The sequence below is a fragment of the Mesorhizobium sp. P2_A8 genome (assembly GCF_056404935.1).
In genome coordinates this window covers 72,683-92,536 of the sequence record NZ_JBFUDB010000010.1, presented here as the reverse complement: position 1 = coordinate 92,536, position 19,854 = coordinate 72,683, and the positions used below count along the sequence as shown (strand labels likewise).

The following is a 19,854-nucleotide window of genomic DNA, read 5'->3' as shown; positions in this document are numbered from 1 at the left end:
GTTTACACCGCGACTTCCTGGGCGGCCCATTTGCGCAGGATCTGCGCGGTGCGCTCCTCGTTGAGGTCGACCATCCGGGCAAGCCGATCCTGTGGCGCCGGCCTGATCTTCTGGCGAAGATCGTCGAGAGGTGTGGGACTTGGGCGAGAACCGGGCAGGGCGCCGACGGCGCTTTCGGTGTTTGCGGTTGCTTCCGGCGTCGGCAGCGAGCGCTGGACTTCATCGTAGCTGGGACCCGACAGGGCAGGCGTCGCCTTTGCCGTCAGCGCTGCCGCCATCGGCCTCAGGCCGAAGAAGGCGACCAGGAACACCACGACGATGAAGGCGCCGGCATTGATCAAGGTGCCGGCATGCTGGCCGATGGAATCGAGCATGCCGGCCTGCGGGATCGCCTCGCCATCCAGCCCGTCGATAAACTCCACCGCCGAGACATCGATGACGTCGCCGCGCTTGTCGTCGAAGCCGGTGGCCGAGGTCACCACCTTCTGGATTTCGGCGACGCGCTTGGCAATCTGCTCGGGCGTGGCGTCCTTGCCGAGGATGGTCATCAGGCGTTGCTGGTTGACGACGACGGCAATCGACATCTTGGTGACGGTGTAGCCGTTGGAGACGGTGGCGATCTTCTTGGAATTGATCTCGTAGTTGGTGATCTCTTCCTTGCGGTCGTTTTGCGAAGAGGATTGCGGACCGTCGGTGGTGGTTGCCTGGGCTTCGGGCAGGTTCTGCTCGACGCTGGCCGGGGTGGAGGCCTGTTTCTGGTTGTTGTTTTCGTTTGCCCGCACCGACTGCACCGAGCGCTCGACGCGGGAATTCGGATCGAAAATGGTTTCTTCGGTCTGGCGGGTGTCGGTGTTGACCTCGGCCTTGACGCTGGCGCGGAAGTTGTCGGGGCCGAGATAGGCTGTCAGCGCACGGCGGATGTTGTCGCCGATCTGCGCCTCGACGGTTTGCTCGACGCCGAGCGTGCGGGCGGCGCTGGTGTTGGAAGGATCATCGCCCGCGGCAAGGAGATTGCCGTTGGAATCAAGCACCGTCACCTTGTCTGCCGACAGGCCCGGCACGGCGGCGGCGACGAGATGGCGGATCGACATGGCGCTCTTCTCGGCGTCGATGCCGGTGTAGCGGATGACCACCGATGCCGAAGGCTGCTGTTCGTCGCGGCGAAAATTGGCGCGTTCGGACATGACGATGTGGACGCGCGCTGCCTTGATGCCGGCTATCGACTGGATGGTGCGGGCGATCTCGCCTTCCAGCGCACGCACGCGGGTGATCTGCTGCATGAAGGAGGTGAGGCCGAGCGAGCCGACGTTGTCGAACAGTTCGTAGCCGGCATTGGCGCTGGTCGGCAGGCCCTTTTCGGCAAGCAGCATGCGGGCCTGCGCCGTGGTGCCGGCCGGCACGAGCACCGAGGTTCCGTCGGCGCCGACATCGAAGCCGATGCCGGCTTCGCCCAGCACCAGGCCGATCTGGTTCACGTCGGAGCGGTCGAGCCCGACATAGAGCGTGTCGTAGGCGGGGCGGTTGAGATAGACCGAGGCGATGCCGATAACGCCCATCACCAGAACGGCGATGCCCGCCAGCATGGCGAGGCGCTTCACGCCAAACCCGCGGAGATTCGAGATGATGCTCTGGATCTGTTCCGGCACGGTTCAACGACTCCCAGCATGATTGTCCGCCGGAACAGTAGTCCTCGAAGCTTGTGCGAAAATGAAATCGGGCCGCGCTTGCGGCGCGGCCCGTCAATCAGGATGCGGTAGGGATCGCGCCGGTGGCGCCCGCGATTAGCTCTTGAACAGCGCCAGGATGCTTTGCGAAGAGCTGTTGGCGATCGACAGCGCCTGGATGCCGAGCTGCTGCTGAACCTGCAGCGCCTGGAGGCGGGTCGATTCCTTGTTCATGTCGGCATCGACGAGCTGGCCGACACCACGGTCGATGGAGTCCATCAGGCTCTGGGTGAAGGTCTTCTGCAGGTCGATACTGCTCTTGGCCGAACCGAGGATGGTGGCGGAATCGGTCAACTGCGCCATGACCTTGTCCATCCTGGTGACCATCTGCGTGATGATGTCGTCGGTTACGCCGGTCGCGGTGATGTCGAGGTTGTAGGCCGAAATGTTGTCGACCTTGGCGACCGCTCCCGCCGCCGTCTGGCCAGCGGCGTTTGCGGCGATGTCCGTTGATCCGCCGGCGATCGCGGCCTGGTAGGCGTTGTCATACAGAGTCTGGGCGGCTCCCGTGGCGTAAATGGAAGTCTGGCGATCGAGGGTGCCGTAATTCTTGACCTCGGTGGCAAGGCCGTAGTCGAAAAGCTTGGTGCCCTCGACATCGATGTCGATCGTTCCGATCGAGACCGCGCCGGACGATGAGCGATTGAAGGAGGACACGATCTGGGAGTCGGGCTGGACACCATCATTGGCGACGGCAGTTTGCTTCGAAGTCACCGCAAGGAAATTCGAGCCGGAGAAGGTTGCCGCATCGGCAAAGGACTTCATCTGCGCCTGTAGCGCCTTGATCTCGGTCTGGGTCTTTGCCTTGGCTGCATCGGTCTGGCCTACGGTCGAAAGCACCTTGGTCTTGATCTGGCCGATGGTTGTCAGCACGTTGTTCATGCCGGTGTAGGCGGTATCGACTTTCGAGGCACCGAGGCCGAGCGCATCCTGAACAGTCGACAGGGCCGAGTTGTCCGAGCGCATCGTGGTGGCGATCGACCAGTAGGCGGCATTGTCCGAGGCCTGCGAGACCCGGTAGCCGGTCGATATGCGAGCCTGCGTCTGTTCGAGTGACTTATTGGTGGCGCTGAGGCTCTGAAGTGCGGTTAACGCCGCGGCGTTTGTCATAATGCTCGCCAAGAGAGTCGCTCCTTCTCAAAAACCGACATGCTTCAGACATGCCGGACAGGCCTGTTCAACGGGTGGCGTCGTGCCGGTCGGACCGATTCCCCACTGTCGTAAGCTATTGGTTAACCATAACTAGCGCGGCATGGTTAACAGCCTGTTAAAAGCTGGCCTTTGAGAGCTAAGGAACGAGGGTTGCGCGAGCCTTGCAAACGCGCATCAAGCAAACGCAAAATCATGCAAACGCAAATCGGGCCGCGCTTTTGGCGCGGCCCGATGTTTTAGTGCGAACTAAGGTTAGGCGAAGGTGATCAGCCGCGGAAGAGCGACAGGATCGACTGCGACGAGCCATTGGCGATCGACAGCGCCTGGATGCCGAGCTGCTGCTGGACCTGCAGGGCCTGCAGACGGGTCGATTCCTTGTTCATGTCGGCATCGACGAGCTGTCCGACACCGCGATCGATGGAGTCCATCAAGTCCGAGGTGAAGGTCTTCTGCAGGTCGATACTGCTCTTGGCGGCGCCGAGCGTGGTGGCGGCGTTGGTCATGTCCTTGAGCGCGGCGTCGACAACGTTCATCTGCTGCTGGATCTGAGTATCGCTGGCAGCCGTGCCGCCCGAGAAGATGGTCAGCGAAGCGACAGAATAGGTGTCGGTGGCCGCTGCAGCGGCGCCCAGGGTCGGAGTCGAGGCCGTGGCGACCGCAGCGCCGGTGAGGCCGAGGCGGGCCGTGTCGAGAATGCCCTTCGCGGTCGGTGTGGCACCGGAGTCATAGAGCTTGATGCTTTCCACGTTGACGTCGATCGTCGAGATCGAAGCCGCGCCGGCGGAGTCACGGTTGAAAGCCGAAACGATCTTCACGTCGGCGGCCGTGCCCGTGGCGGTGGACACCGAAAGCATGTTGGTGCCGGAGAAGGTGGCGCCATCGGCGTAGGACTTCAACTGCGCCTGAAGAGCGGTGATTTCGGTCTGGGTCTTTTCCTTGGAGGCATCCGTCTGGCCGTAGGACGCGACCAGCTTCTGCTTGATCGAGTTGATGGTGGTGATCGCGGCGTTCATGCCGGTGTAGGCAGTATCGACCTTCGAGGCGCCGAGGCCGAGCGCGTCCGAAACGGTGGACATTGCCTGGTTGTCGGAGCGCATCGTGGTGGCGATCGACCAGTAGGCGGCGTTGTCCGAAGCTTGCGAGACCCGGTAGCCGGTCGAAATGCGGGCCTGGGTGTCCTGGAGGGATTTGTTGGTGGCGTTGAGGCTCTGCAGCGCGGTCAAAGCTGCGCTGTTCGTCATGATGCTGGACATGGCTACTCGTACCTTGTTCTTACACGTGTTTTTTTGACATACCGGCTCTTCCGGTATGACGGTGCGGCATCATGCCAATGATCTTCGAAATCGATCACCCGCCATCTGCGAGCGAATATGCGGGCTAGTCCCTACCAAAGGGCTAAACCGGACGGTTAATCGAAAATATATTGCTTGAAATTCTGCACTATAGCGGCGCGGCAGCGACCCGTTGCCAGCATCCGTTGCCGGGGATCAGTTGAAGGAGCGCACCAGGCTGCCGACAAGCAGGTTCCAGCCGTCGATCAGGACGAAGAACAGGATCTTGAATGGCAGCGATACCACCGTCGGCGGCAGCATCATCATGCCCATCGCCATGGTGATGGTGGCGACGATCAGGTCGATGACCAGGAATGGCAGCACGATCAGGAAGCCGATCTCGAAGCCGCGCCGGATCTCCGAGATCATGAAGGCGGGCACCAGGATGCGTAGGTCGACGGTGTCGCGCGAAACAGTCTGGCCGCGCTCGCGTGCGAGATCGGCGAAGAGGTCGAAGTCCTTGTCGCGCACATTGCGCAGCATGAAGGTGCGGAAGGGATCCGAAATCTTGTCGAAGGCTTCGGTCTGGGTGATCTGGTTGTCCATCAGCGGCTTGACGCCGGTGTTCCAGGCCTGATCGAAGGTCGGCGCCATGACATAGAAGGTCATGAACAGCGACAGCGAAATGAGAATGAGGTTTGCCGGCGTCGATTGCAGACCGATGCCGGCGCGCAGGATCGAGAAGGCGATGACGAAGCGGGTGAAGCTCGTCACCATGATCAGCAGGCCCGGCGCCACCGACAGCACGGTCAGCAGGCCGAACATCTGAATGATGTAGCCAACGGTGGTGCCGTCGGCCTTGCCGATGCCGCCGAGATCGAGTTGCTGGGCCGCCGCGACGGACGTGGCGGCGGCGATCATCGCCGTGGCGAGAAGGAACTTTCTCATTCGAGCAGCAATGTCCTGATAAGAATCTGCTTGGCGTGGCCCTGGCTGCGGATCGAGGCGCGTTCCTCGAGATCGGCCTTCAGGTGCTGGTAGCCGCTGGCGCCCTCGATCTGATGCATCTTCAAGGTGCGCACCAGGGCCAGCAGATCCTGATGAATGTCATCCGACATTGCCTGTGGCTGCGGCCCGTCGTAGACGACGGACACCTCCATTCGGATCCAGGTATCGGCAGGCGAGGCGATGTTGGTGGTGATCGGCGCCAGCAGGACGAGCGTCGGCCCCGCGCCTGGCTGCTCGGCGGTGGCGGGCTGTGCGCTCTTGCCTTCGTTCTCGGGCGCGACCGGCACCGACGCCGGTGACCCGACGCCCTTGAGATAGCCGCCGGACATCCAGCCCATGCCGATGGCCGCCGCCGTCACAATCAGCAGCATGCCAGCCTGGATGGCAAGGGAGGGACCCTTGCGCGGCTGAACCTGTTCGACATTTGCCACGGTGCCGTGTTCCCCAATCCTAGAACGGAAGAACCTGGTCGAGAACCTGCTGGCCGTAGGCAGGTTGCTGGACCTCGGTGATGCGGCCGCGTCCGCCGTAGGAGATGCGTGCTTCGGCGATGCGTTCGTAGGGGATGGTGTTCTCGGCGCCGATGTCGGCCGGCCGCACGATGCCGGCGATGGTCAGCACCCTGAGCTCGGCGTTGACGCGCACTTCCTGCGATCCCTTGATCATCAAATTGCCGTTCGGCAGGACATCGATGACGATGGCAGCGACATTGAGCTCCAGGGTTTCCGAGCGCTTGATCTCGCCGTCGGCGGTCGTGTCCGTGGTGGAGGTGAGAGCGCCAGCGCCCTTGCCAGCGGTGCTCCACTTGTCCCACTGCGCGCTGAGGTCGTAGCCGAGCTTGCGGTTGGCGGTGCGGCTCCGGTCGTTCTGATTCTTGAAGTTGGCCCTGTCGTTGATCTTGATCTTGACGGTCAGGATGTCACCCTGCGACAGCGCCCGGGGGTCGGTGAACAGCCTGCTCTGGCGGTCATCCCATAACGAGAATTTCCGGACCGGCGCGGGCGGCGTTTCGGGATAGCGATAGAGGGACGAGGTGTTGCCGCCATCGATGCCGGAGCCGACCGGGGACAGGGCCGGCTCCTTGCCGACCTCCTTCAGATTGGTTCCGCAGCCAGACAGCCCGGCGACCGCGCACAGGAGGAGCATTTTGCGGATCATGACGGATCTACCCTTCGGGCTGCGCTGGCCATGATGCCGGTGAGCGTTGCCGCCGCCTTCTGGTCCATTTCGTTGAGGATGACGCTCGCCTTGCGTGAATCGAGCTTCATCAAGATCGCCGCCGCCAGATCGGCGTTGACGATGGCCAGCCGTTCGGCGGCAGCGTCGGGCTTCATGCCGGCATAGATCTGGACGACGCCGTCCTCGGCCCGGGCCAGGAAAACCTCGCGCCGTTTCAGCCAGGTCTCGTATTCGGCCCGCTTCTCCTCCAGCGCCTTCATGCGCTGGTCGATGCCGGCCTGGAGCTGCTTCATCTCTTCCGCCTGCAAGGCATAGCGGCGGTCCCGGGCCGCGTCGGCGATGTTGGAGCAGAAGCGCTCGATCTCGCTTTGGTCCGACGCCTTTTCCCGCGTCAATTGCTGTGGGGCCTCGGCGACCGGTGCGCCCGGCAGGACCTGCCGAACCGTCTCCTCGCCGTGTGCGGCGCTGCCGGGAAAGGACATGGCGGCGACAACCGCGAACAGGATTGCAGCGGGGCGGCGTCTTGCATGATGTGAGAGGGAGCGCGTCATCGGCATCGCCTATTGCAGAACCAGGTCGGCCTGCAGGGCGCCGGCCGACTTGATGCCCTGCAGAATGGCAATGATACCGTCCGGCTTGACGCCGAGACGGTTGAGGCCGGAAACGAGCGTTTCGAGATCGGGTCCATCAAGCACGGCGACGCGGGCATCGGGCCGGTTGGCTTCGATGGCGGTGAACGGCTCGACGGCGGTCTCACCCTTGGAGAAGGGCTCGGGCTGCACGACGCGTGGCGCCTCGGTGATGCGCACGGTGAGCGTGCCGTGGCTGATGGCGACCCGTGAGATCTTGACGTCGTTGCCGATGACGATGGTGCCGGTGCGCTCGTCGATGACGACACGGGCCGGCGTATCGGATTCGACCACCAGGTTTTCGATCTCGGCATAGAAGCGGGCCGCCGAAACACCCTTCGGCCTTCTGATCTGCACCGTGCGGGAATCGCGCTCAGCCGCCACCCGCATGCCGAAGCGCTGGCTGGTATAGTCGTTGATGGCGTCGGCGATGCGAATGGCGGTCGAGAAGTCGGGATTGCGCAATTGCAGCGTCAGCGTCGCCTGATCATCGAACTCGGCCTGCACCGCGCGCTCGACGATGGCACCGTTCGGCACGCGACCGGAGGTCGGCACGCCTTGCGTCAGCTGCTCGGCCTGACCCTTGGCGGTGAAGCCGGAAACGATGACCGAGCCCTGGCCGACGGCATAGATCTCGCCGTCCGCCGCCTTCAAGGGCGTCATGATCAGCGTGCCGCCGGCGAGCGAGGTCGCGTCGCCCATCGAGGAGACGTCGATGTCGATGCGGGCGCCCGACTGCACGTAGGGCGGCATGTTGGCGGTGACGATGACGGCGGCGACATTCTTGGCGCGCGCGCTGCCGCCTTCGGTGGCGATGCCGAGATTTTCGAGCATGGCGCGGATCGACTGTTCGGTGAACGGCGAGTTGCGCAGGCTGTCGCCCGATCCGGCAAGCCCGATGACCAGGCCGTAGCCGACCAGCTGGTTGTCGCGCGAACTCTGCAGCTGGGCGATGTCCTTGATGCGCGAGGCGACCTGGCCCGGCGGCAGCGAACTCGGTCCGGACGAGACCCGGAACATGCGGCTGGTGGTGGCCGGATTGTATTCGGGATCGTCGTAGACCCCGCCATTCTTGGCGGCGAGCTCGCGCTTGGCCTTGAGCGTCAGGCCGTCGGCCAGCGCCGGCTGCAAGCCGAGCACGGCTGCCAGTATCAGGGCAAGTCCGCGCATCATGAAGCGCTGACCTGGATGGTCCCATCCGCCATCACCGTGCCGGACAGGATCTTGCCGCTGTCGATGTTGCGGACCTTGACGAGGTCGCCGGCAGCACCCGGCTGCAAAGTCACCGCGGTGGCCGAGATCGTCAGTCCGCCGGCGATGAAGAAGACCTGCACGGACGCGCCCTGTTCGACCAGCCACGCTTCACGGATGGCGGCGGAGGGGATGTAGCGGCCGGGCAGCAGCGTGCGCTTGGCGACCTTGCCGTCGAGTTCCTCGGCCCGCGTGGCGACCGCGTCCGGCTTGTGTTTGCCGGCAATGAGGGTCACCTGTTTCAGGGCGGCGAGCTCGATGGTCTCGCCGGGATAGATGACCCGGTTGGGGATCAAGATAACCTCGCCTACAGGTTGATTGCTGGCGATCTGAGTGGCCGATTGGTCTGTCGACTGGTTTGCCGATTCCTGGGCGAAAGCCGGCATGCCGCCGGCCACCAGCGCAAGGACGAGCGCGGTGCGGCGGAGCGCGGAACAGGGGATCGGCATGGCCATCATCCCTACCTGATGTTCTTGGAAACGACGGAGGCCATGTCGTCGGCGGCCTGGATGACCTTGGAATTCATCTCATAGGCGCGCTGCGCCGAGATCAGTTCGGTGATTTCCTTGACCGGGTCGACGTTGGAGGCCTCGAGATAGCCCTGCTCGATGGTGGCAAAGCCGGGATCGCCGGGCACGCCGACATTCGCCGGGCCGGAAGCCGTGGTTTCCTGGAACAGGTTGTCGCCGAGCGGCGCCAGGCCCGCCTCGTTGGCGAAATTGGCGATCTGGAGCTGGCCGAGGGTCTGCAGGTCGGTCTGGCCGTCGATACGGGCGAAGACCTGTCCGGTCTTGTTGACGATGACCTCGACGGCGTCGGTGGGAACGGTGATGGCGGGAATGACGGTGGCGCCGTCGACCGTAACCAACTGGCCGGTGGCGTTGGTGTTGAAGGCGCCGGCGCGGCTGTACAGCGTGCCGCCGTCGGCGCCCTCGATCTGGAACCAGCCCCTGCCGGTCAGCGCCATATCGAAACTGTTGCCGGTGCTGGTCAGTTCGCCCTGGGTGTGGACGTTGCGCACGGCCGTCGTCTTGACGCCGAGGCCGATCGAGACGCCCTCCGGCACCAGCGAGGCGTTGGAGCGGTTGGGCACGCCCTGCGTGCGGTCGACCTGATAGAGCAGGTCGGAGAATTCGGCGCGGGCGCGCTTGTAGCCGGTGGTGTTGATGTTGGCGATGTTGTTGGCGATGACTTCCAGATTTGTCTGCTGGGCATTCATGCCGGTGGCGGCGATGGCGAGTGCTTTCATGGCGGAATTCCTCAGATGCCCATTCGACTGACTTCGAGATAGGCGGAAACCACCTTGTCGCGGATGGCGACGGCGGTCTGAAGCGCCTGCTGCGCGCTCATCACGGCGTCGACCACCTGGCGGGTGTCGGCGTCGCCCTTGAGCGCCTGCATCGACACCTGCTCGGCATTCTGCATGGTGTTGACGGTCTTGGAGGCCGCCTGGCTCAGCGCCTCGGCGAAGGAGCTGCCGATGTTGCCGCCGGCCGAGGGTGTCGCGCCGCCCTGGAGCAGGCTCGTTACCGCGTCGTCGCCGCCAATCGATGACTTGAACTGAAGGGCTCCGATGCCGCTGATCATTACTGGTTCCTCATCAGGTCGATGGTCATGGAAATCAGGTCGCGTGCCTGCTTGACGACCTGAAGATTGGCTTCGTAGGAGCGGTTGGCCTCGGTCATGTCGGCCATTTCGATCAGCACGTTGACGTTGGGCATCTTGACGTAGCCCTTATCGTCGGCGGCCTCGTTGCCGGGCTGGAACTCGACCGGAAAGTCGCTCGGATCACGATCGATGGAATTCACCGCGACCGTCGAGCTGCCGGAGGTCCGGTCGAGCTCGGAGACGAAGCTGATGGTCTTGCGGCGATAGGGATCGGAGCCGGGTGTGGTGCCGGTCGACTGAGCGTTGGCCAGGTTTTCCGAAACCACGCGCAGGCGCTCCGATTGGGCGCCGAGGCCGGATGCTGCGACTTTGAGGGCTGCTGTGAGCGCGTCCATGGTCAGGTTTTCACCGCCATCATCATCATCGAATGGAACGCCTTGACGATCGCCGTGTTGAGCTCGAAGGAGCGGCGCACCTCGCCGGCTTTCATCAGCTGGTCTTCCAGCACCACCGAGTTCTTGGACGGCATGACAACGCCGTCGCCTTCCTGCGGCCTGATGGTGAAGCCGGCATTGGTCGCGGCGTTGCCGAGATGGCCGGCCTGCGTGGCCTGCAGCGATACCGCGGTGCGGTCGAGCACCTTTTCGAACGGCTCGACATCGTTGGCCGTGTAGCCCGGCGTGTTCGCGTTGGCGATGTTGCCGGCGATGGCGGACTGGCGCACGGCCAGCCATTGCGCTTGCTTCGCGGCGAGGTCGAAAAGGGAAACGGGCTCCATGGGAATCTCCGGGCGGGTTCCCGAAGACTAGGCCGCCAGTCTTGCGCGGACCTTGCGGATGGCCGGACGCCCGAGACGGGGCGTTTTACCTGGAGAGTTCGATCACCTGGTCGGTGCTGGTGACCATGACCCATTTGCCGTTGCGCTGCTCGATGGAGGACACCAGGCTCGAGTCGGGCAGTATCGAGCCACGCTGGACGATCCACAGTCCGGCGTCGTCCTCGATCATGGCGCGGCCATTGGCGACATGAACCATGCGGAATTTCGCGGCGTCCGCCGGAAACGGTTGCTCATTGGGCGCCGGCGCGGGATTGGCATCATCCTGCACGGTTCCCGTGGCAAGCAGATCGAGATTGGCCGCCGGAACGTCTTTTGCCGTCAACGGCGCGCTGCGTTGGGCGACCACACCACCACCCGCCCGTCCCGAGTTGCTGCCGGTGCCGCCGAACTTGATCGCCTGGACGCCGAATTGTTCCTGGTTGAAGAAGATGTACCAGGGAAACAGGGCGCAGATCAGCCCGAGCGTGAGGCCGAGCGCGGCAACGACGAAATCGCTGCGTCGGTCGGACTTTTTTTTCAACCTGGGAAACTGCGCCTTTGGCGGCTGCGGCCATTCGGTGACCGGGAACAGGCCGTCGATCAGCGAGTCGCGGCTGGCCTGCGTCCTCTCGGCAGCCGCTGCCTGGGGAACCCTGGGCAAAGCGGGCTCGGCAGCTCTCGACAGAACAGGCTCGGCTTTGGCAACCCTGGGCAGGATTGGCTTGGCAACCCTGGGCAGGATTGGCTTGGCAGCCCTGGCTAGAACAGCCTCGGCTTTCGCAGCTATGGCGCGGGCAGCCGTTGCCCTGGCGACTCTGGCTTCGGCAGCTCTGGCTTCCTCCGCAGCGTTGGCCTCGGCGATCATCTCGCGCAAGATCCGCTCGGTGTACTGGCGTTCAGTCTCCTGCATCGGCATTCAGCTTACCCTTGAGGTGGCGGGCGAGATCGGAGAACGGTTCGGCTGACGGGCGGTCCTTGGGCGATTGCGTCAGCGCCTCGTAGATCAGCGGCACCTGACGCACGGCGATATCGAGTTCGGCGTCGACGCCGCCCTGATAGGCACCCAGCAGACGGATATCGCGCGTGTCCTCGAAGCGGGCGATCATCGACTTCAGCCTTGTCACCAGCGCACGCTGTTCGGCGCTCCAGGCCTTGCCGGCCAGCCGCGATATGGACGACAGCGGGTTGACCGGCGGATAGCGGCCCTGTTCGGCGATCGCGCGGTCGAGCACGACATGACCATCGAGAATGCCGCGCACGGAATCGGCGACCGGGTCGTTGTGGTCGTCGCCGTCGACCAGCACGGAAATGACGGCGGTGATCGACCCCCGACCTTCAACCCCGGGGCCCTCCGCGCCGGGCCCGGCGCGCTCGAGCAGCTTGGGCAGTTCGGTGAACACCGAGGCCGGATAGCCGCGGGCGACCGGCGGCTCGCCAGTTCCCGTCGCCACCTCGCGCAAGGCATGGGCGAAGCGGGTGATCGAATCCAGCACCAAAAGCACGCGGTGGCCCTGGTCGCGAAAATGCTCGGCGACGCGCATGGCGGTGTCCGGCGCACGCCGGCGCATCATGGCGCTCTCGTCGCTGGTGGCGACGACTGCAACGGTCTTGGCCATGCTGTCGCCGATGGTGTCCTCGAGGAATTCGCGGACTTCGCGGCCGCGTTCGCCGATCAGCGCCACGACGACGGTGTCGAATGCATCGGCGCCGGCGAGCATGGCGAGCAGCGTCGACTTGCCGACGCCGGAGCCGGCAAAGATGCCGAGGCGCTGGCCGAGGCAAAGCGGCGTGAAGATGTCGATGACCTTGACGCCGGTCATGAAGGCGGTGCCGACGCGCTGCCGTGCCATGGCGCCGGGCGTCGTCTGGGCCCCCCTCGAGGTATCGTCACCCCTGACCAGTGGCGAGCCGCCGTCGATCGCCCTGGTGAGCGCGTCGACGGTGCGACCGCGCCACGAGGCATGCGGCGCCACCGCGAGCGGACCGCGGCGGAACACGGCGTCACCGATGCCGGCATCGGCGCTGCGTTCGAAGGGTGCTACGACAATCTCGTCGCGGCCGATCTTGACGATCTCGCCGCGACGCGTGCCGGCATGGCCGCGCTGCTCGACGATGTCGCCCAGCCTGGCGAAGTCGGAAAGGCCGTGCACCTTGTAGTGCGTGGACGTGACCTCGGTGACGCGGCCGCCGCGCTTGAGCAGCGCCTCGGTGTCGGCGAAACGCCGCCATACCCGTTCCAGCGCGGCAAGCCGGTCTTCCGGCGCCGGCTGGAGCTGTCTTTCGGGTGCGCGCAGGGATGGCTGGTCGAGCGACATGGACTATTTCGAGCCGAGCGTCTTGATCGCCTCGTCGGTGGAGGAATCCGTCTGCCGCATCAGCGCGGCGGTGTTCTCGAAAGCGCGCTGCACCATGATCAGCCGGGTGATCTCCAGCACCGGATTGACATTGGATTCCTCGAGAAATCCCTGGGCGATCCCGGTATCGGAGCGATCCGTGACCGGCTCTGGCGTGCGTGCTGGAACGATGCCTGAATTGCCGTAGCGGACGAAATTCTCACCTGGGTCGAAAGTGTAGACGCCGATGGAACCAACAAGCTGATCGTTCTGGCGCAGCGAGCCGTCGGCACCGGCCTTGGGCGGACCGTTGCGGGGGTCGAGCTGGATCGGCGCACCACCGGCATCGAGCACCGGGTGGCCCTCGATCGACATAAGCTCGCCATTCTCGTTCATCGAAAAGCGCCCGTCGCGGGTCATGACGGTGCCGACCGGCGTATCGATGGCGAACCAAGCATCGCCCTGGATGGCGAAGTCGAACGGATTCCCGGTCTCGGTCAACGCGCCGTTTGCGCCGGAAAGATAGGTCTTGCCCGAGGATGCGAAGGACACCGATTTCGATCCGGTGCCTGACACGACGTCCTCGAATTTCACGCCGGTGGCGCGAAAGCCGATCGTCGAGGCGTTGGCGACATTGTCGGCGATCGTGTCGAGGCGGCGCTCGAGCGCGATCTGCGAGGAAAGGGCGACGTAGAGGCTGTCCCGCATGATGCTCTCAGGACCTCAGTTTCTGCATGGCCATCATCAGGTCGGTGGAAATGCCGACCGTGATCGGCTGGGCAAACAGCACGCTGACCGAGGTGACGGCCGATGAGGTCGGATTGTTGATCTCGTACATGCTGGTGAAGCGTGTCAGGAACTTGCCGAGCTTCTCGGGGTCGGAGAAATCCGAGATGTCGAGTTTCTGCTCGAACAGCTGCGCCTGCTTGTCGATATTCGCGGAGGCGAAGGAATCGGGGAGGCCGAGCGCGGTGCGCACCACGCTGGCAAGGGCGGTGTCGGCCAGCACGTCGTACCAGCTGGTGATGGTTGGCGCCTTGCGGTCGAAGTAAAGCGCCAGCCGCACACCCTGGTTGGTCTGGCCGGCACTCTCTTCGAGGGTCTGGCGCATGTACTTGTCGACCGTCGGTTGCTGCGCCGGATTGATGGTGGTGGCGTTTTCGCCATAGGCTTCGAAGTTGAAGGTGGAGGCGAGTGCGGCGTAGGTCTTGTCCGTCATCTTGTTGGCGACGCTGTCGGGGTCGCGGACCCCGCCCTGCAGAACCTGCTTGATGAGATCCTTGTCCTCGGTCGCCGAATCGAGACCGAATGAGGCGAGGGCGTATGTGTAGAGCCGGTTGTTCGACATCAGATCGTCGATCGACTTCACCTTCGTGATGTTGGCGAGATAGTATGTCGTCTCGCCCTTCACGTAGTCGGAGTCCGGATCGAGGCCAGCGATCTCCGCCTGCGTGGCGTAGTTCTTGGTCACCATCTGCTGCGCCTTGTTGTAGATGGTCGCATCGGCGCCGTTGGCGGCGAAGTTGAAGGCGCTGACAAAATCGGCGTAGCGCTTGTCGGTCAGCTTGTTGGCGAAACTGTCGGGGTCGGAGACACCTTCCTTCAATGCCTTGACCATGAAGGCCTTGGCGTAGTCCATGTCCTCGAGCCCGTAGGCCTTCATGGCATATTTGAACAGCCGGTCATTGTTGACGAAATCGTCGATCGATTTCACCTTGGTGATGTTGGCGAGATAATATTTGGTATCGCGGTCAACCACGGGCTGCTGCTCGATCCTGTCGAGCGACTGCGAGATGTCCTTGGTGATGAGCTGGTAGCTGGTAAAGGTATTAAGCAAAAACGTGCCTCCGGCCGAAGCTATGTCAGCACAATAGCCCCACTTCCTTGCGCGAAACTGAATCGGATCCGCGGGCTTCGATTCAAGCCTCACACAAGGCACGGGGGCTATCCCTTGCTCCTGTTGTGAAATGCGGAAGGACCTCTCGTGGGCATTCTGATTGGACTGGTGGTAACGCTCGGCTGCGTCCTCGGCGGCTTTATGGCCATGGGCGGTCATCTTCACGTGCTGATACAGCCATGGGAAGCAGTGATCATCTGTGGCGCAGCTTTTGGCACCTTCCTCGTCGCCAATCCAATGAAGACAGTCAAGGACACCGGCAAAGGCATTCTCGAAGCCTTCAAGCAGGCGGTGCCGAAGGAACAGGACTATCTCGAAACGCTCGGCGTGCTGCACTCACTGATGCGAGAGTTGCGGTCAAAATCCCGGAGCGAGGTCGAGGCGCATATCGACAATCCCGAGGAATCGGCGATCTTCCAGGCCTTTCCGACCGTGCTGCATAACCATGACCTGACGCATTTCATCTGCGACTACTGCCGCATCATCATCATCGGCAATGCCCGCTCGCACGAGATCGAGGCGCTGATGGACGAGGAAATCCAGACCATCAAGTCGGACAAGATGAAGGCCTATCACGCAATGGTGGCGGTCGGTGACGGCCTGCCAGCGCTCGGCATCGTCGCCGCCGTGCTTGGCGTGGTCAAGGCGATGGGCGCGCTCGACCAGTCGCCGGAAATCCTCGGCGGCCTGATTGGTGCAGCACTTGTCGGAACGTTCCTCGGCATCTTCCTGTCCTATTCTGTGGTCGGACCGGTCGCCACCAAGATCAAGACGGTGCGCGAGAAGAAGAACCGCCTCTACATCATTGTCAAGCAGACGCTGCTGGCCTACATGAACGGCGCACTGCCGCAGGTGGCGATCGAGTTCGGCCGCAAGACCATCTCGTCCTATGAACGGCCGACGATCGACGCCGTCGAGCAGAGCACGATGAACACCGGCACCGTCGATAAGAAGGCCGCCTGAACGATGCGCGACAGATCGGTCCCTGCACTGTCATGACCAGTCCGGGCAGCCCAGCGGAAGCGCGCTCGCTGATCATCGAGCGTCTCGTCGGCGACAGCGGCGAGGCCGCCCAGGTCATCGGCACCGGCCGGGCCATGGCCGAGCGAGCCGCACCGCTGCTGCAGAAGAGCCTCACCAGTGAACTTGGCGTTCCGGTCACCGTCGATCTCAGGGCGGTCGAGGTCAGCCGCGTCGCGGAGGCGCGCTCGCGTGCCGGCGATACGTTTGCCATGACCATCGTCGCATCATCCACGTCCTCCGATGCGATGACCCTGGTGATCGATGCGCCGGCGATCGCGATCATGATCTGCACGCTGTTCGGCGGCGACCCGGATATGCCTGCATCTCCGATAGAGCGCGATCTGTCGCAGATCGAAGTCGATGTCTCGACCATGGTGTTCCAGCAGGTCGCGCAGGCCCTCAACGGATCGGGACGGCGCTCGCTCGACCTGCGCCTGCCGGCGCCGCGGGCGATGTCGGGCACCGAGGCGAAACGGCACGTGCTGCGCGATGGTGCGGCAGTCCGCATCGTCCTTGGCATCTCGACGCCGGCCGACAGCGGCACCGTCACGGTGACGATGCCGCAGCGTGTCGTGCTGGCCAGCCGCGACGGTGCCGCCGCTGTCAGCGACGACGATCACAGCTCCAGCTGGCGCGCGCGCTTTTCGGAAGAGGTGATGCGCTCCGCCGTGGCGCTCGAGGCCACCATGCCGCTGGCGCGGCTGACGCTCGGCGACCTCGCCGGTTTCGAAATCGGCCAGATCATCGAATTCGAGGAAACGGCGCAGTCGCAGGCGCGTCTCAGCGCGCGCGGCCAAACGCTGTTCGTGTGCGAGTTCGGTAAACTGGGGCAGAATTACACCGTCCGGATCAGGCATCCCTACGATGCCGGGCAGGATTTTATCGACGGGCTGATGCCGGCTTCCGCCGGACGCGCCTGAGCATTTGGAGACGACGCATGGCCAACACCAAGGCGGAAGCCGACCTCGACCAGCCGGACGAGCAGCTCGACCGTGCCATCGAAGAATTGCGCGGGGTCCTGCATGAAGAGGAAAGGCGCCCCGATGCGGCGTTGAGGGCCGCTTCCGGTGCCAATTCGAGCGTCATCATGAACATCCCGGTGGATGTCCAGATCATCCTCGGCAGCACCGAGATGCCGGTCTCCGACCTGATGGCGCTGCAGAAGGGGTCGACGGTGGCGCTCAACCGCCGCATCGGCGAACCTGTCGACGTCGTGGTCAACGGCCGCAAGATCGCGCGCGGCGAGATCACCGTGCTGGAAAGCGATCCGTCGCGCTTCGGCATCAGGCTGACCGAAATCATCGCCGGCACGAAGGGCGCCTAGACATGGATTGCGGGGCTTGCCGGTGGCAGCGGAGGCGAGAGGCATGACGACGCCAGTGACCCTGACCCGCGCGCAGAAGGCGGCCGCCATATTGGTGGCGATGGGCAAGCCATCGGCCAGCCGTCTTTTGAAATTCTTCAAGCAGGAAGAATTGAAGGCGCTGATCGAGGGCGCCCGGCTGCTGCGGACCATTCCGCAAAGTGATCTCGAGCGCATCGTCGCCGAGTTCGAGGCCGAGTTCACCGAAGGGGCGGGATTGCTCGATTCCGCCGACAGGATGGACACCATCCTCAATGAATCGCTCTCGCCCGAAGAGATGAGCGCGATCATGGGCGACAAGAAATTCGAGGCCGCGCCGGAAGGCCCGCCGCCGATCTGGCCCGAGCTCGAAAAGCTCGAACCGGCGCGGCTTGGCGCGTTCCTCGCCGGCGAACATCCGCAGACCGCGGCCATGGTGTTGTCGAAGCTGGCGCCGCAAACGGCAGCGGGCGTGCTCCTGACGCTGACCAAGGCAACGCGCGGCGAGATCATCAAGCGCATGGTGACGATCGCCAACGTTCCCGACGCCGCCAGCAGGATCGTCGAAAACCGACTGCGCAGCAGCGTGCTGACGGAAACCTCGACCAAGGACACGTCGGCCGGCCAGGCGCGTGTCGCCAGCGTGCTCAATGAACTGGACAAGCCGCTGCTCGAGGAGGTCATGCAGGATCTGGAGGCCGCCGGCACGCCCGATCTCGACGGCGTCCGGGCCCGCCTGTTCGCCTTCGACGACCTTCCGCTGCTGACCCAGAAAGCGCGGGTGCTGCTGTTCGACGGGCTGTCGACCGAACTGGTCACGCTGGCCTTGCGCGGCGCGCAGGCGGGACTTGCCGAATCCGTGCTGTCGGCGATCGGCGCGCGGTCGCGGCGGATGATCGAAGCCGAGCTCGGACAAGGGTCGGAGGGCGTTGCCCTTGCCGACATCACCGCGGCGCGCAAGACGATCGTGACGACGACGATCCGGTTGTCGCGCGAAGGCGCCTTCGAGCTCCCCTCGACCCGGAACGCCGCCTAAGACCGCGACATGGCTGACGCGGTCGACAAGGATTCGAAAACCGAAGAGGCGACGGAAAAGAAGATCCGCGACACCATCGAACAGGGCAAGCTGCCCCATTCGCGGGAAACGGCGCTGCTGGCATCCTTCGTCGCCATACTGGTGTTCACCGTCTTCTACGCCAAGGACGCGGTCATCGATCTCGGCATGTTCCTGTCGATGTTCCTGGAGAAGCCGGAAGCCTGGCCGATGGACACCGAAACCGATGTCATCGCGCTCTACAAGATCGTCCTCCTCGAGGTGGGCCGCGCCGTGGTCAGCCTGCTGGTGCTGTTGACCGTTGCCGGTGTTGGCGCCTCGGTGTTCCAGAACATGCCGCAATTCGTCGGCGAGCGGGTACGGCCGCAACTCTCGCGCATCTCGATTGCCAAGGGCTGGAGCAGGCTGTTCGGCATTCAGGGTTGGGTCGAGTTCCTCAAGGCACTCGGCAAGGTCGGTTTTGCCATCGTCGTGCTGAGCTTCACGCTGTCGGAAGACCACCGCAAGCTGCTCGCCGGCATGATCACCAATCCGGTTGCCTTCGGCCTCGTGATCCGTGGCATTGCCGTCGACATCCTGGTGGCGATCGTCTTCGTCATGGGACTGATCGCGGCGGTCGACCTCGTCTGGTCGCGCTTCCACTGGAAGCAGGACCTGCGCATGAGCAAGCAGGAGGTCAAGGACGAGTTCAAGCAGTCCGAGGGCGATCCGATCGTCAAGTCGCGGCTGCGCTCGCTGGCGCGCGACCGGGCACGCAAACGGATGATGACGGCGGTGCCGCGCGCGACACTGATCATCGCCAACCCGACGCACTTCTCAATCGCGCTGAAATATGTGCGCGACGAGGATTCGGCACCGATCGTGCTGGCCAAGGGGCAGGACCTGGTGGCGCTGAAGATCCGCGAGATCGCGCGGGAACACAACATCCCGATCTTCGAGGACGTGGCGCTCGCCCGCTCCATGTACAAGCAAGTTTCGGTCGATAGTGTGATCCCATCGCAATTCTATCAGGCCGTCGCCGAACTGGTGCGGATCGTCTACTCGAAAAAGGCTGAGCGCAGACAGATTTCATGAACCGGCAACCGCACGCAAAATCCCGCGAGATCATCGTCGCCAGCGCCATCGAGCAAGTGGTGGCGGAACTCAGGCTGATCGATGTCGCCGACTACATCGCCTTCATCCGGCTGGAGCATTTCGCGTGCCTGTCGGATCTGGTCGACTCGGCTGTGGAGCTGTTCTTCATGCCGGGCACGCTGCGGCTCGGCCATGGCGCCGAGGCGCATGTCGACTGGAGCGGCAGCCCGCGCATCGTGCTCGATCTGGAGCTGAGGCCGCCGGGTGTCACCGTCTATTTCCAGCTGACGCTGAGCGAACTTGGCGCCTCGGTGATGGTCAACTACGTGTCGTTCGAGAAGCCGGGCGAGGATCCCGAGCACAACACGGCCCTGCTCGAGGCGGTGATCGAACAGGCGCGTATCCGCAAGGTCGAGCCGCTGGCCTTTCGCTGACCATCAGTCGCTTCCGAGCCGCTACACGCCGTTGTTTTCATGCATGTCGTTTTCCCAG

General features: G+C 63.7%; 23 protein-coding genes. 6 read left to right on the top strand and 17 right to left on the bottom strand.

Annotated features, from left to right (window positions below; all coding sequences use genetic code 11):
* Positions 1-2: 2 nt before the first annotated feature.
* The 17 genes from fliF to AC1D10_RS27545 form a co-directional block, all read right to left on the bottom strand.
* Positions 3-1,646 (bottom strand): flagellar basal-body MS-ring/collar protein FliF, encoded by a 1,644-nt coding sequence (gene fliF, locus AC1D10_RS27625; protein ID WP_477277532.1) that lies wholly within the window; start codon positions 1,644-1,646, stop codon positions 3-5.
* Positions 1,647-1,781: 135 nt separating this feature from the next.
* Complete coding sequence (locus AC1D10_RS27620; protein ID WP_477277530.1) at positions 1,782-2,846, bottom strand: flagellin N-terminal helical domain-containing protein; 1,065 nt, start codon at positions 2,844-2,846, stop codon at positions 1,782-1,784.
* A 296-nt stretch (positions 2,847-3,142) separates the two neighbouring features.
* A complete protein-coding gene (locus AC1D10_RS27615) occupies positions 3,143-4,129 on the bottom strand; it encodes a flagellin N-terminal helical domain-containing protein (protein WP_477277528.1) in 987 nt (328 codons plus the stop codon).
* Between the two features lie 234 nt (positions 4,130-4,363).
* Entirely contained in the window at positions 4,364-5,095 is a 732-nt protein-coding gene (gene fliP, locus AC1D10_RS27610; RefSeq protein ID WP_023810007.1) for a flagellar type III secretion system pore protein FliP, read from the bottom strand.
* Positions 5,092-5,586, bottom strand: a complete 495-nt coding sequence (locus tag AC1D10_RS27605) for a flagellar basal body-associated FliL family protein (protein WP_477277525.1) — start codon at positions 5,584-5,586, stop codon at positions 5,092-5,094. Before AC1D10_RS27605 ends, fliP begins: the two co-directional genes overlap by 4 nt.
* 19 nt (positions 5,587-5,605) lie before the next feature.
* Entirely contained in the window at positions 5,606-6,313 is a 708-nt protein-coding gene (flgH, locus tag AC1D10_RS27600; RefSeq protein ID WP_477277523.1) for a flagellar basal body L-ring protein FlgH, read from the bottom strand.
* Entirely contained in the window at positions 6,310-6,891 is a 582-nt protein-coding gene (locus AC1D10_RS27595) for a MotE family protein (RefSeq protein WP_477277522.1), read from the bottom strand. Before AC1D10_RS27595 ends, flgH begins: the two co-directional genes overlap by 4 nt.
* A gap of 3 nt (positions 6,892-6,894) precedes the next feature.
* Complete coding sequence (locus AC1D10_RS27590; RefSeq protein WP_477277520.1) at positions 6,895-8,136, bottom strand: flagellar basal body P-ring protein FlgI; 1,242 nt, start codon at positions 8,134-8,136, stop codon at positions 6,895-6,897.
* On the bottom strand, positions 8,133-8,669 hold the full coding sequence (flgA, locus tag AC1D10_RS27585) for a flagellar basal body P-ring formation chaperone FlgA (protein WP_477277518.1): 537 nt from the start codon (positions 8,667-8,669) through the stop codon (positions 8,133-8,135). The genes AC1D10_RS27590 and flgA overlap by 4 nt, the downstream gene beginning before the upstream one ends.
* A gap of 5 nt (positions 8,670-8,674) precedes the next feature.
* Positions 8,675-9,463, bottom strand: a complete 789-nt coding sequence (gene flgG, locus AC1D10_RS27580; RefSeq protein WP_379102508.1) for a flagellar basal-body rod protein FlgG — start codon at positions 9,461-9,463, stop codon at positions 8,675-8,677.
* An 11-nt stretch (positions 9,464-9,474) separates the two neighbouring features.
* Positions 9,475-9,801, bottom strand: coding sequence for a flagellar hook-basal body complex protein FliE (gene fliE / locus AC1D10_RS27575; protein WP_477277515.1), 327 nt, complete (start codon positions 9,799-9,801; stop codon positions 9,475-9,477).
* On the bottom strand, positions 9,801-10,217 hold the full coding sequence (gene flgC / locus AC1D10_RS27570) for a flagellar basal body rod protein FlgC (RefSeq protein WP_091577769.1): 417 nt from the start codon (positions 10,215-10,217) through the stop codon (positions 9,801-9,803). Before flgC ends, fliE begins: the two co-directional genes overlap by 1 nt.
* 2 nt (positions 10,218-10,219) lie before the next feature.
* A complete protein-coding gene (gene flgB, locus AC1D10_RS27565; protein WP_477277513.1) occupies positions 10,220-10,600 on the bottom strand; it encodes a flagellar basal body rod protein FlgB in 381 nt (126 codons plus the stop codon).
* A gap of 85 nt (positions 10,601-10,685) precedes the next feature.
* Entirely contained in the window at positions 10,686-11,555 is an 870-nt protein-coding gene (locus tag AC1D10_RS27560; RefSeq protein WP_477277511.1) for a hypothetical protein, read from the bottom strand.
* Positions 11,536-12,954: a flagellar protein export ATPase FliI gene (fliI, locus tag AC1D10_RS27555; protein ID WP_477277509.1), complete on the bottom strand. Its 1,419-nt coding sequence runs from the start codon at positions 12,952-12,954 to the stop codon at positions 11,536-11,538. The genes AC1D10_RS27560 and fliI overlap by 20 nt, the downstream gene beginning before the upstream one ends.
* A gap of 3 nt (positions 12,955-12,957) precedes the next feature.
* Positions 12,958-13,680 (bottom strand): flagellar basal-body rod protein FlgF, encoded by a 723-nt coding sequence (gene flgF / locus AC1D10_RS27550; protein WP_477277507.1) that lies wholly within the window; start codon positions 13,678-13,680, stop codon positions 12,958-12,960.
* 7 nt (positions 13,681-13,687) lie between these two features.
* Positions 13,688-14,809, bottom strand: coding sequence for a DUF1217 domain-containing protein (locus AC1D10_RS27545; protein ID WP_477277505.1), 1,122 nt, complete (start codon positions 14,807-14,809; stop codon positions 13,688-13,690).
* A 147-nt stretch (positions 14,810-14,956) separates the two neighbouring features.
* Between AC1D10_RS27545 and motA the strand changes: the two genes are divergently transcribed.
* From motA to AC1D10_RS27515, 6 genes are read left to right on the top strand one after another with little or no spacing between them, the layout of a single operon-like run.
* Positions 14,957-15,832 (top strand): flagellar motor stator protein MotA, encoded by an 876-nt coding sequence (gene motA / locus AC1D10_RS27540; RefSeq protein ID WP_379102494.1) that lies wholly within the window; start codon positions 14,957-14,959, stop codon positions 15,830-15,832.
* A 32-nt stretch (positions 15,833-15,864) separates the two neighbouring features.
* On the top strand, positions 15,865-16,812 hold the full coding sequence (locus AC1D10_RS27535) for a FliM/FliN family flagellar motor switch protein (protein ID WP_477277502.1): 948 nt from the start codon (positions 15,865-15,867) through the stop codon (positions 16,810-16,812).
* 17 nt (positions 16,813-16,829) lie between these two features.
* The gene (gene fliN, locus AC1D10_RS27530) at positions 16,830-17,216 is read left to right on the top strand and encodes a flagellar motor switch protein FliN (protein ID WP_477277500.1); all 387 of its coding nucleotides are present in this window, start codon (positions 16,830-16,832) and stop codon (positions 17,214-17,216) included.
* Positions 17,217-17,259: 43 nt separating this feature from the next.
* The gene (locus tag AC1D10_RS27525; protein ID WP_477277498.1) at positions 17,260-18,270 is read left to right on the top strand and encodes a flagellar motor switch protein FliG; all 1,011 of its coding nucleotides are present in this window, start codon (positions 17,260-17,262) and stop codon (positions 18,268-18,270) included.
* A 9-nt stretch (positions 18,271-18,279) separates the two neighbouring features.
* Positions 18,280-19,362, top strand: a complete 1,083-nt coding sequence (flhB, locus tag AC1D10_RS27520; RefSeq protein ID WP_477277496.1) for a flagellar biosynthesis protein FlhB — start codon at positions 18,280-18,282, stop codon at positions 19,360-19,362.
* The gene (locus tag AC1D10_RS27515; RefSeq protein WP_477277494.1) at positions 19,359-19,796 is read left to right on the top strand and encodes a hypothetical protein; all 438 of its coding nucleotides are present in this window, start codon (positions 19,359-19,361) and stop codon (positions 19,794-19,796) included. The genes flhB and AC1D10_RS27515 overlap by 4 nt, the downstream gene beginning before the upstream one ends.
* Positions 19,797-19,854 lie beyond the last annotated feature (58 nt).

Bases quoted from the DNA above. Each gene is read 5' to 3' on its own strand.
- flgB (WP_477277513.1), bottom strand. From the start codon at position 10,600: ATGGAGCCCGTTTCCCTTTTCGACCTCGCCGCGAAGCAAGCGCAATGG.
- AC1D10_RS27525 (WP_477277498.1), top strand. From the start codon at position 17,260: ATGACGACGCCAGTGACCCTGACCCGCGCGCAGAAGGCGGCCGCCATA.
- AC1D10_RS27535 (WP_477277502.1), top strand. From the start codon at position 15,865: ATGACCAGTCCGGGCAGCCCAGCGGAAGCGCGCTCGCTGATCATCGAG.
- fliI (WP_477277509.1), bottom strand. From the start codon at position 12,954: ATGTCGCTCGACCAGCCATCCCTGCGCGCACCCGAAAGACAGCTCCAG.
- flhB (WP_477277496.1), top strand. From the start codon at position 18,280: ATGGCTGACGCGGTCGACAAGGATTCGAAAACCGAAGAGGCGACGGAA.
- flgC (WP_091577769.1), bottom strand. From the start codon at position 10,217: ATGGACGCGCTCACAGCAGCCCTCAAAGTCGCAGCATCCGGCCTCGGC.
- AC1D10_RS27590 (WP_477277520.1), bottom strand. From the start codon at position 8,136: ATGATGCGCGGACTTGCCCTGATACTGGCAGCCGTGCTCGGCTTGCAG.
- flgF (WP_477277507.1), bottom strand. From the start codon at position 13,680: ATGCGGGACAGCCTCTACGTCGCCCTTTCCTCGCAGATCGCGCTCGAG.
- fliN (WP_477277500.1), top strand. From the start codon at position 16,830: ATGGCCAACACCAAGGCGGAAGCCGACCTCGACCAGCCGGACGAGCAG.
- flgH (WP_477277523.1), bottom strand. From the start codon at position 6,313: ATGATCCGCAAAATGCTCCTCCTGTGCGCGGTCGCCGGGCTGTCTGGC.
- AC1D10_RS27595 (WP_477277522.1), bottom strand. From the start codon at position 6,891: ATGCCGATGACGCGCTCCCTCTCACATCATGCAAGACGCCGCCCCGCT.
- flgA (WP_477277518.1), bottom strand. From the start codon at position 8,669: ATGGCCATGCCGATCCCCTGTTCCGCGCTCCGCCGCACCGCGCTCGTC.
- flgG (WP_379102508.1), bottom strand. From the start codon at position 9,463: ATGAAAGCACTCGCCATCGCCGCCACCGGCATGAATGCCCAGCAGACA.
- fliP (WP_023810007.1), bottom strand. From the start codon at position 5,095: ATGAGAAAGTTCCTTCTCGCCACGGCGATGATCGCCGCCGCCACGTCC.
- fliE (WP_477277515.1), bottom strand. From the start codon at position 9,801: ATGATCAGCGGCATCGGAGCCCTTCAGTTCAAGTCATCGATTGGCGGC.
- AC1D10_RS27560 (WP_477277511.1), bottom strand. From the start codon at position 11,555: ATGCCGATGCAGGAGACTGAACGCCAGTACACCGAGCGGATCTTGCGC.
- AC1D10_RS27515 (WP_477277494.1), top strand. From the start codon at position 19,359: ATGAACCGGCAACCGCACGCAAAATCCCGCGAGATCATCGTCGCCAGC.
- AC1D10_RS27615 (WP_477277528.1), bottom strand. From the start codon at position 4,129: ATGTCCAGCATCATGACGAACAGCGCAGCTTTGACCGCGCTGCAGAGC.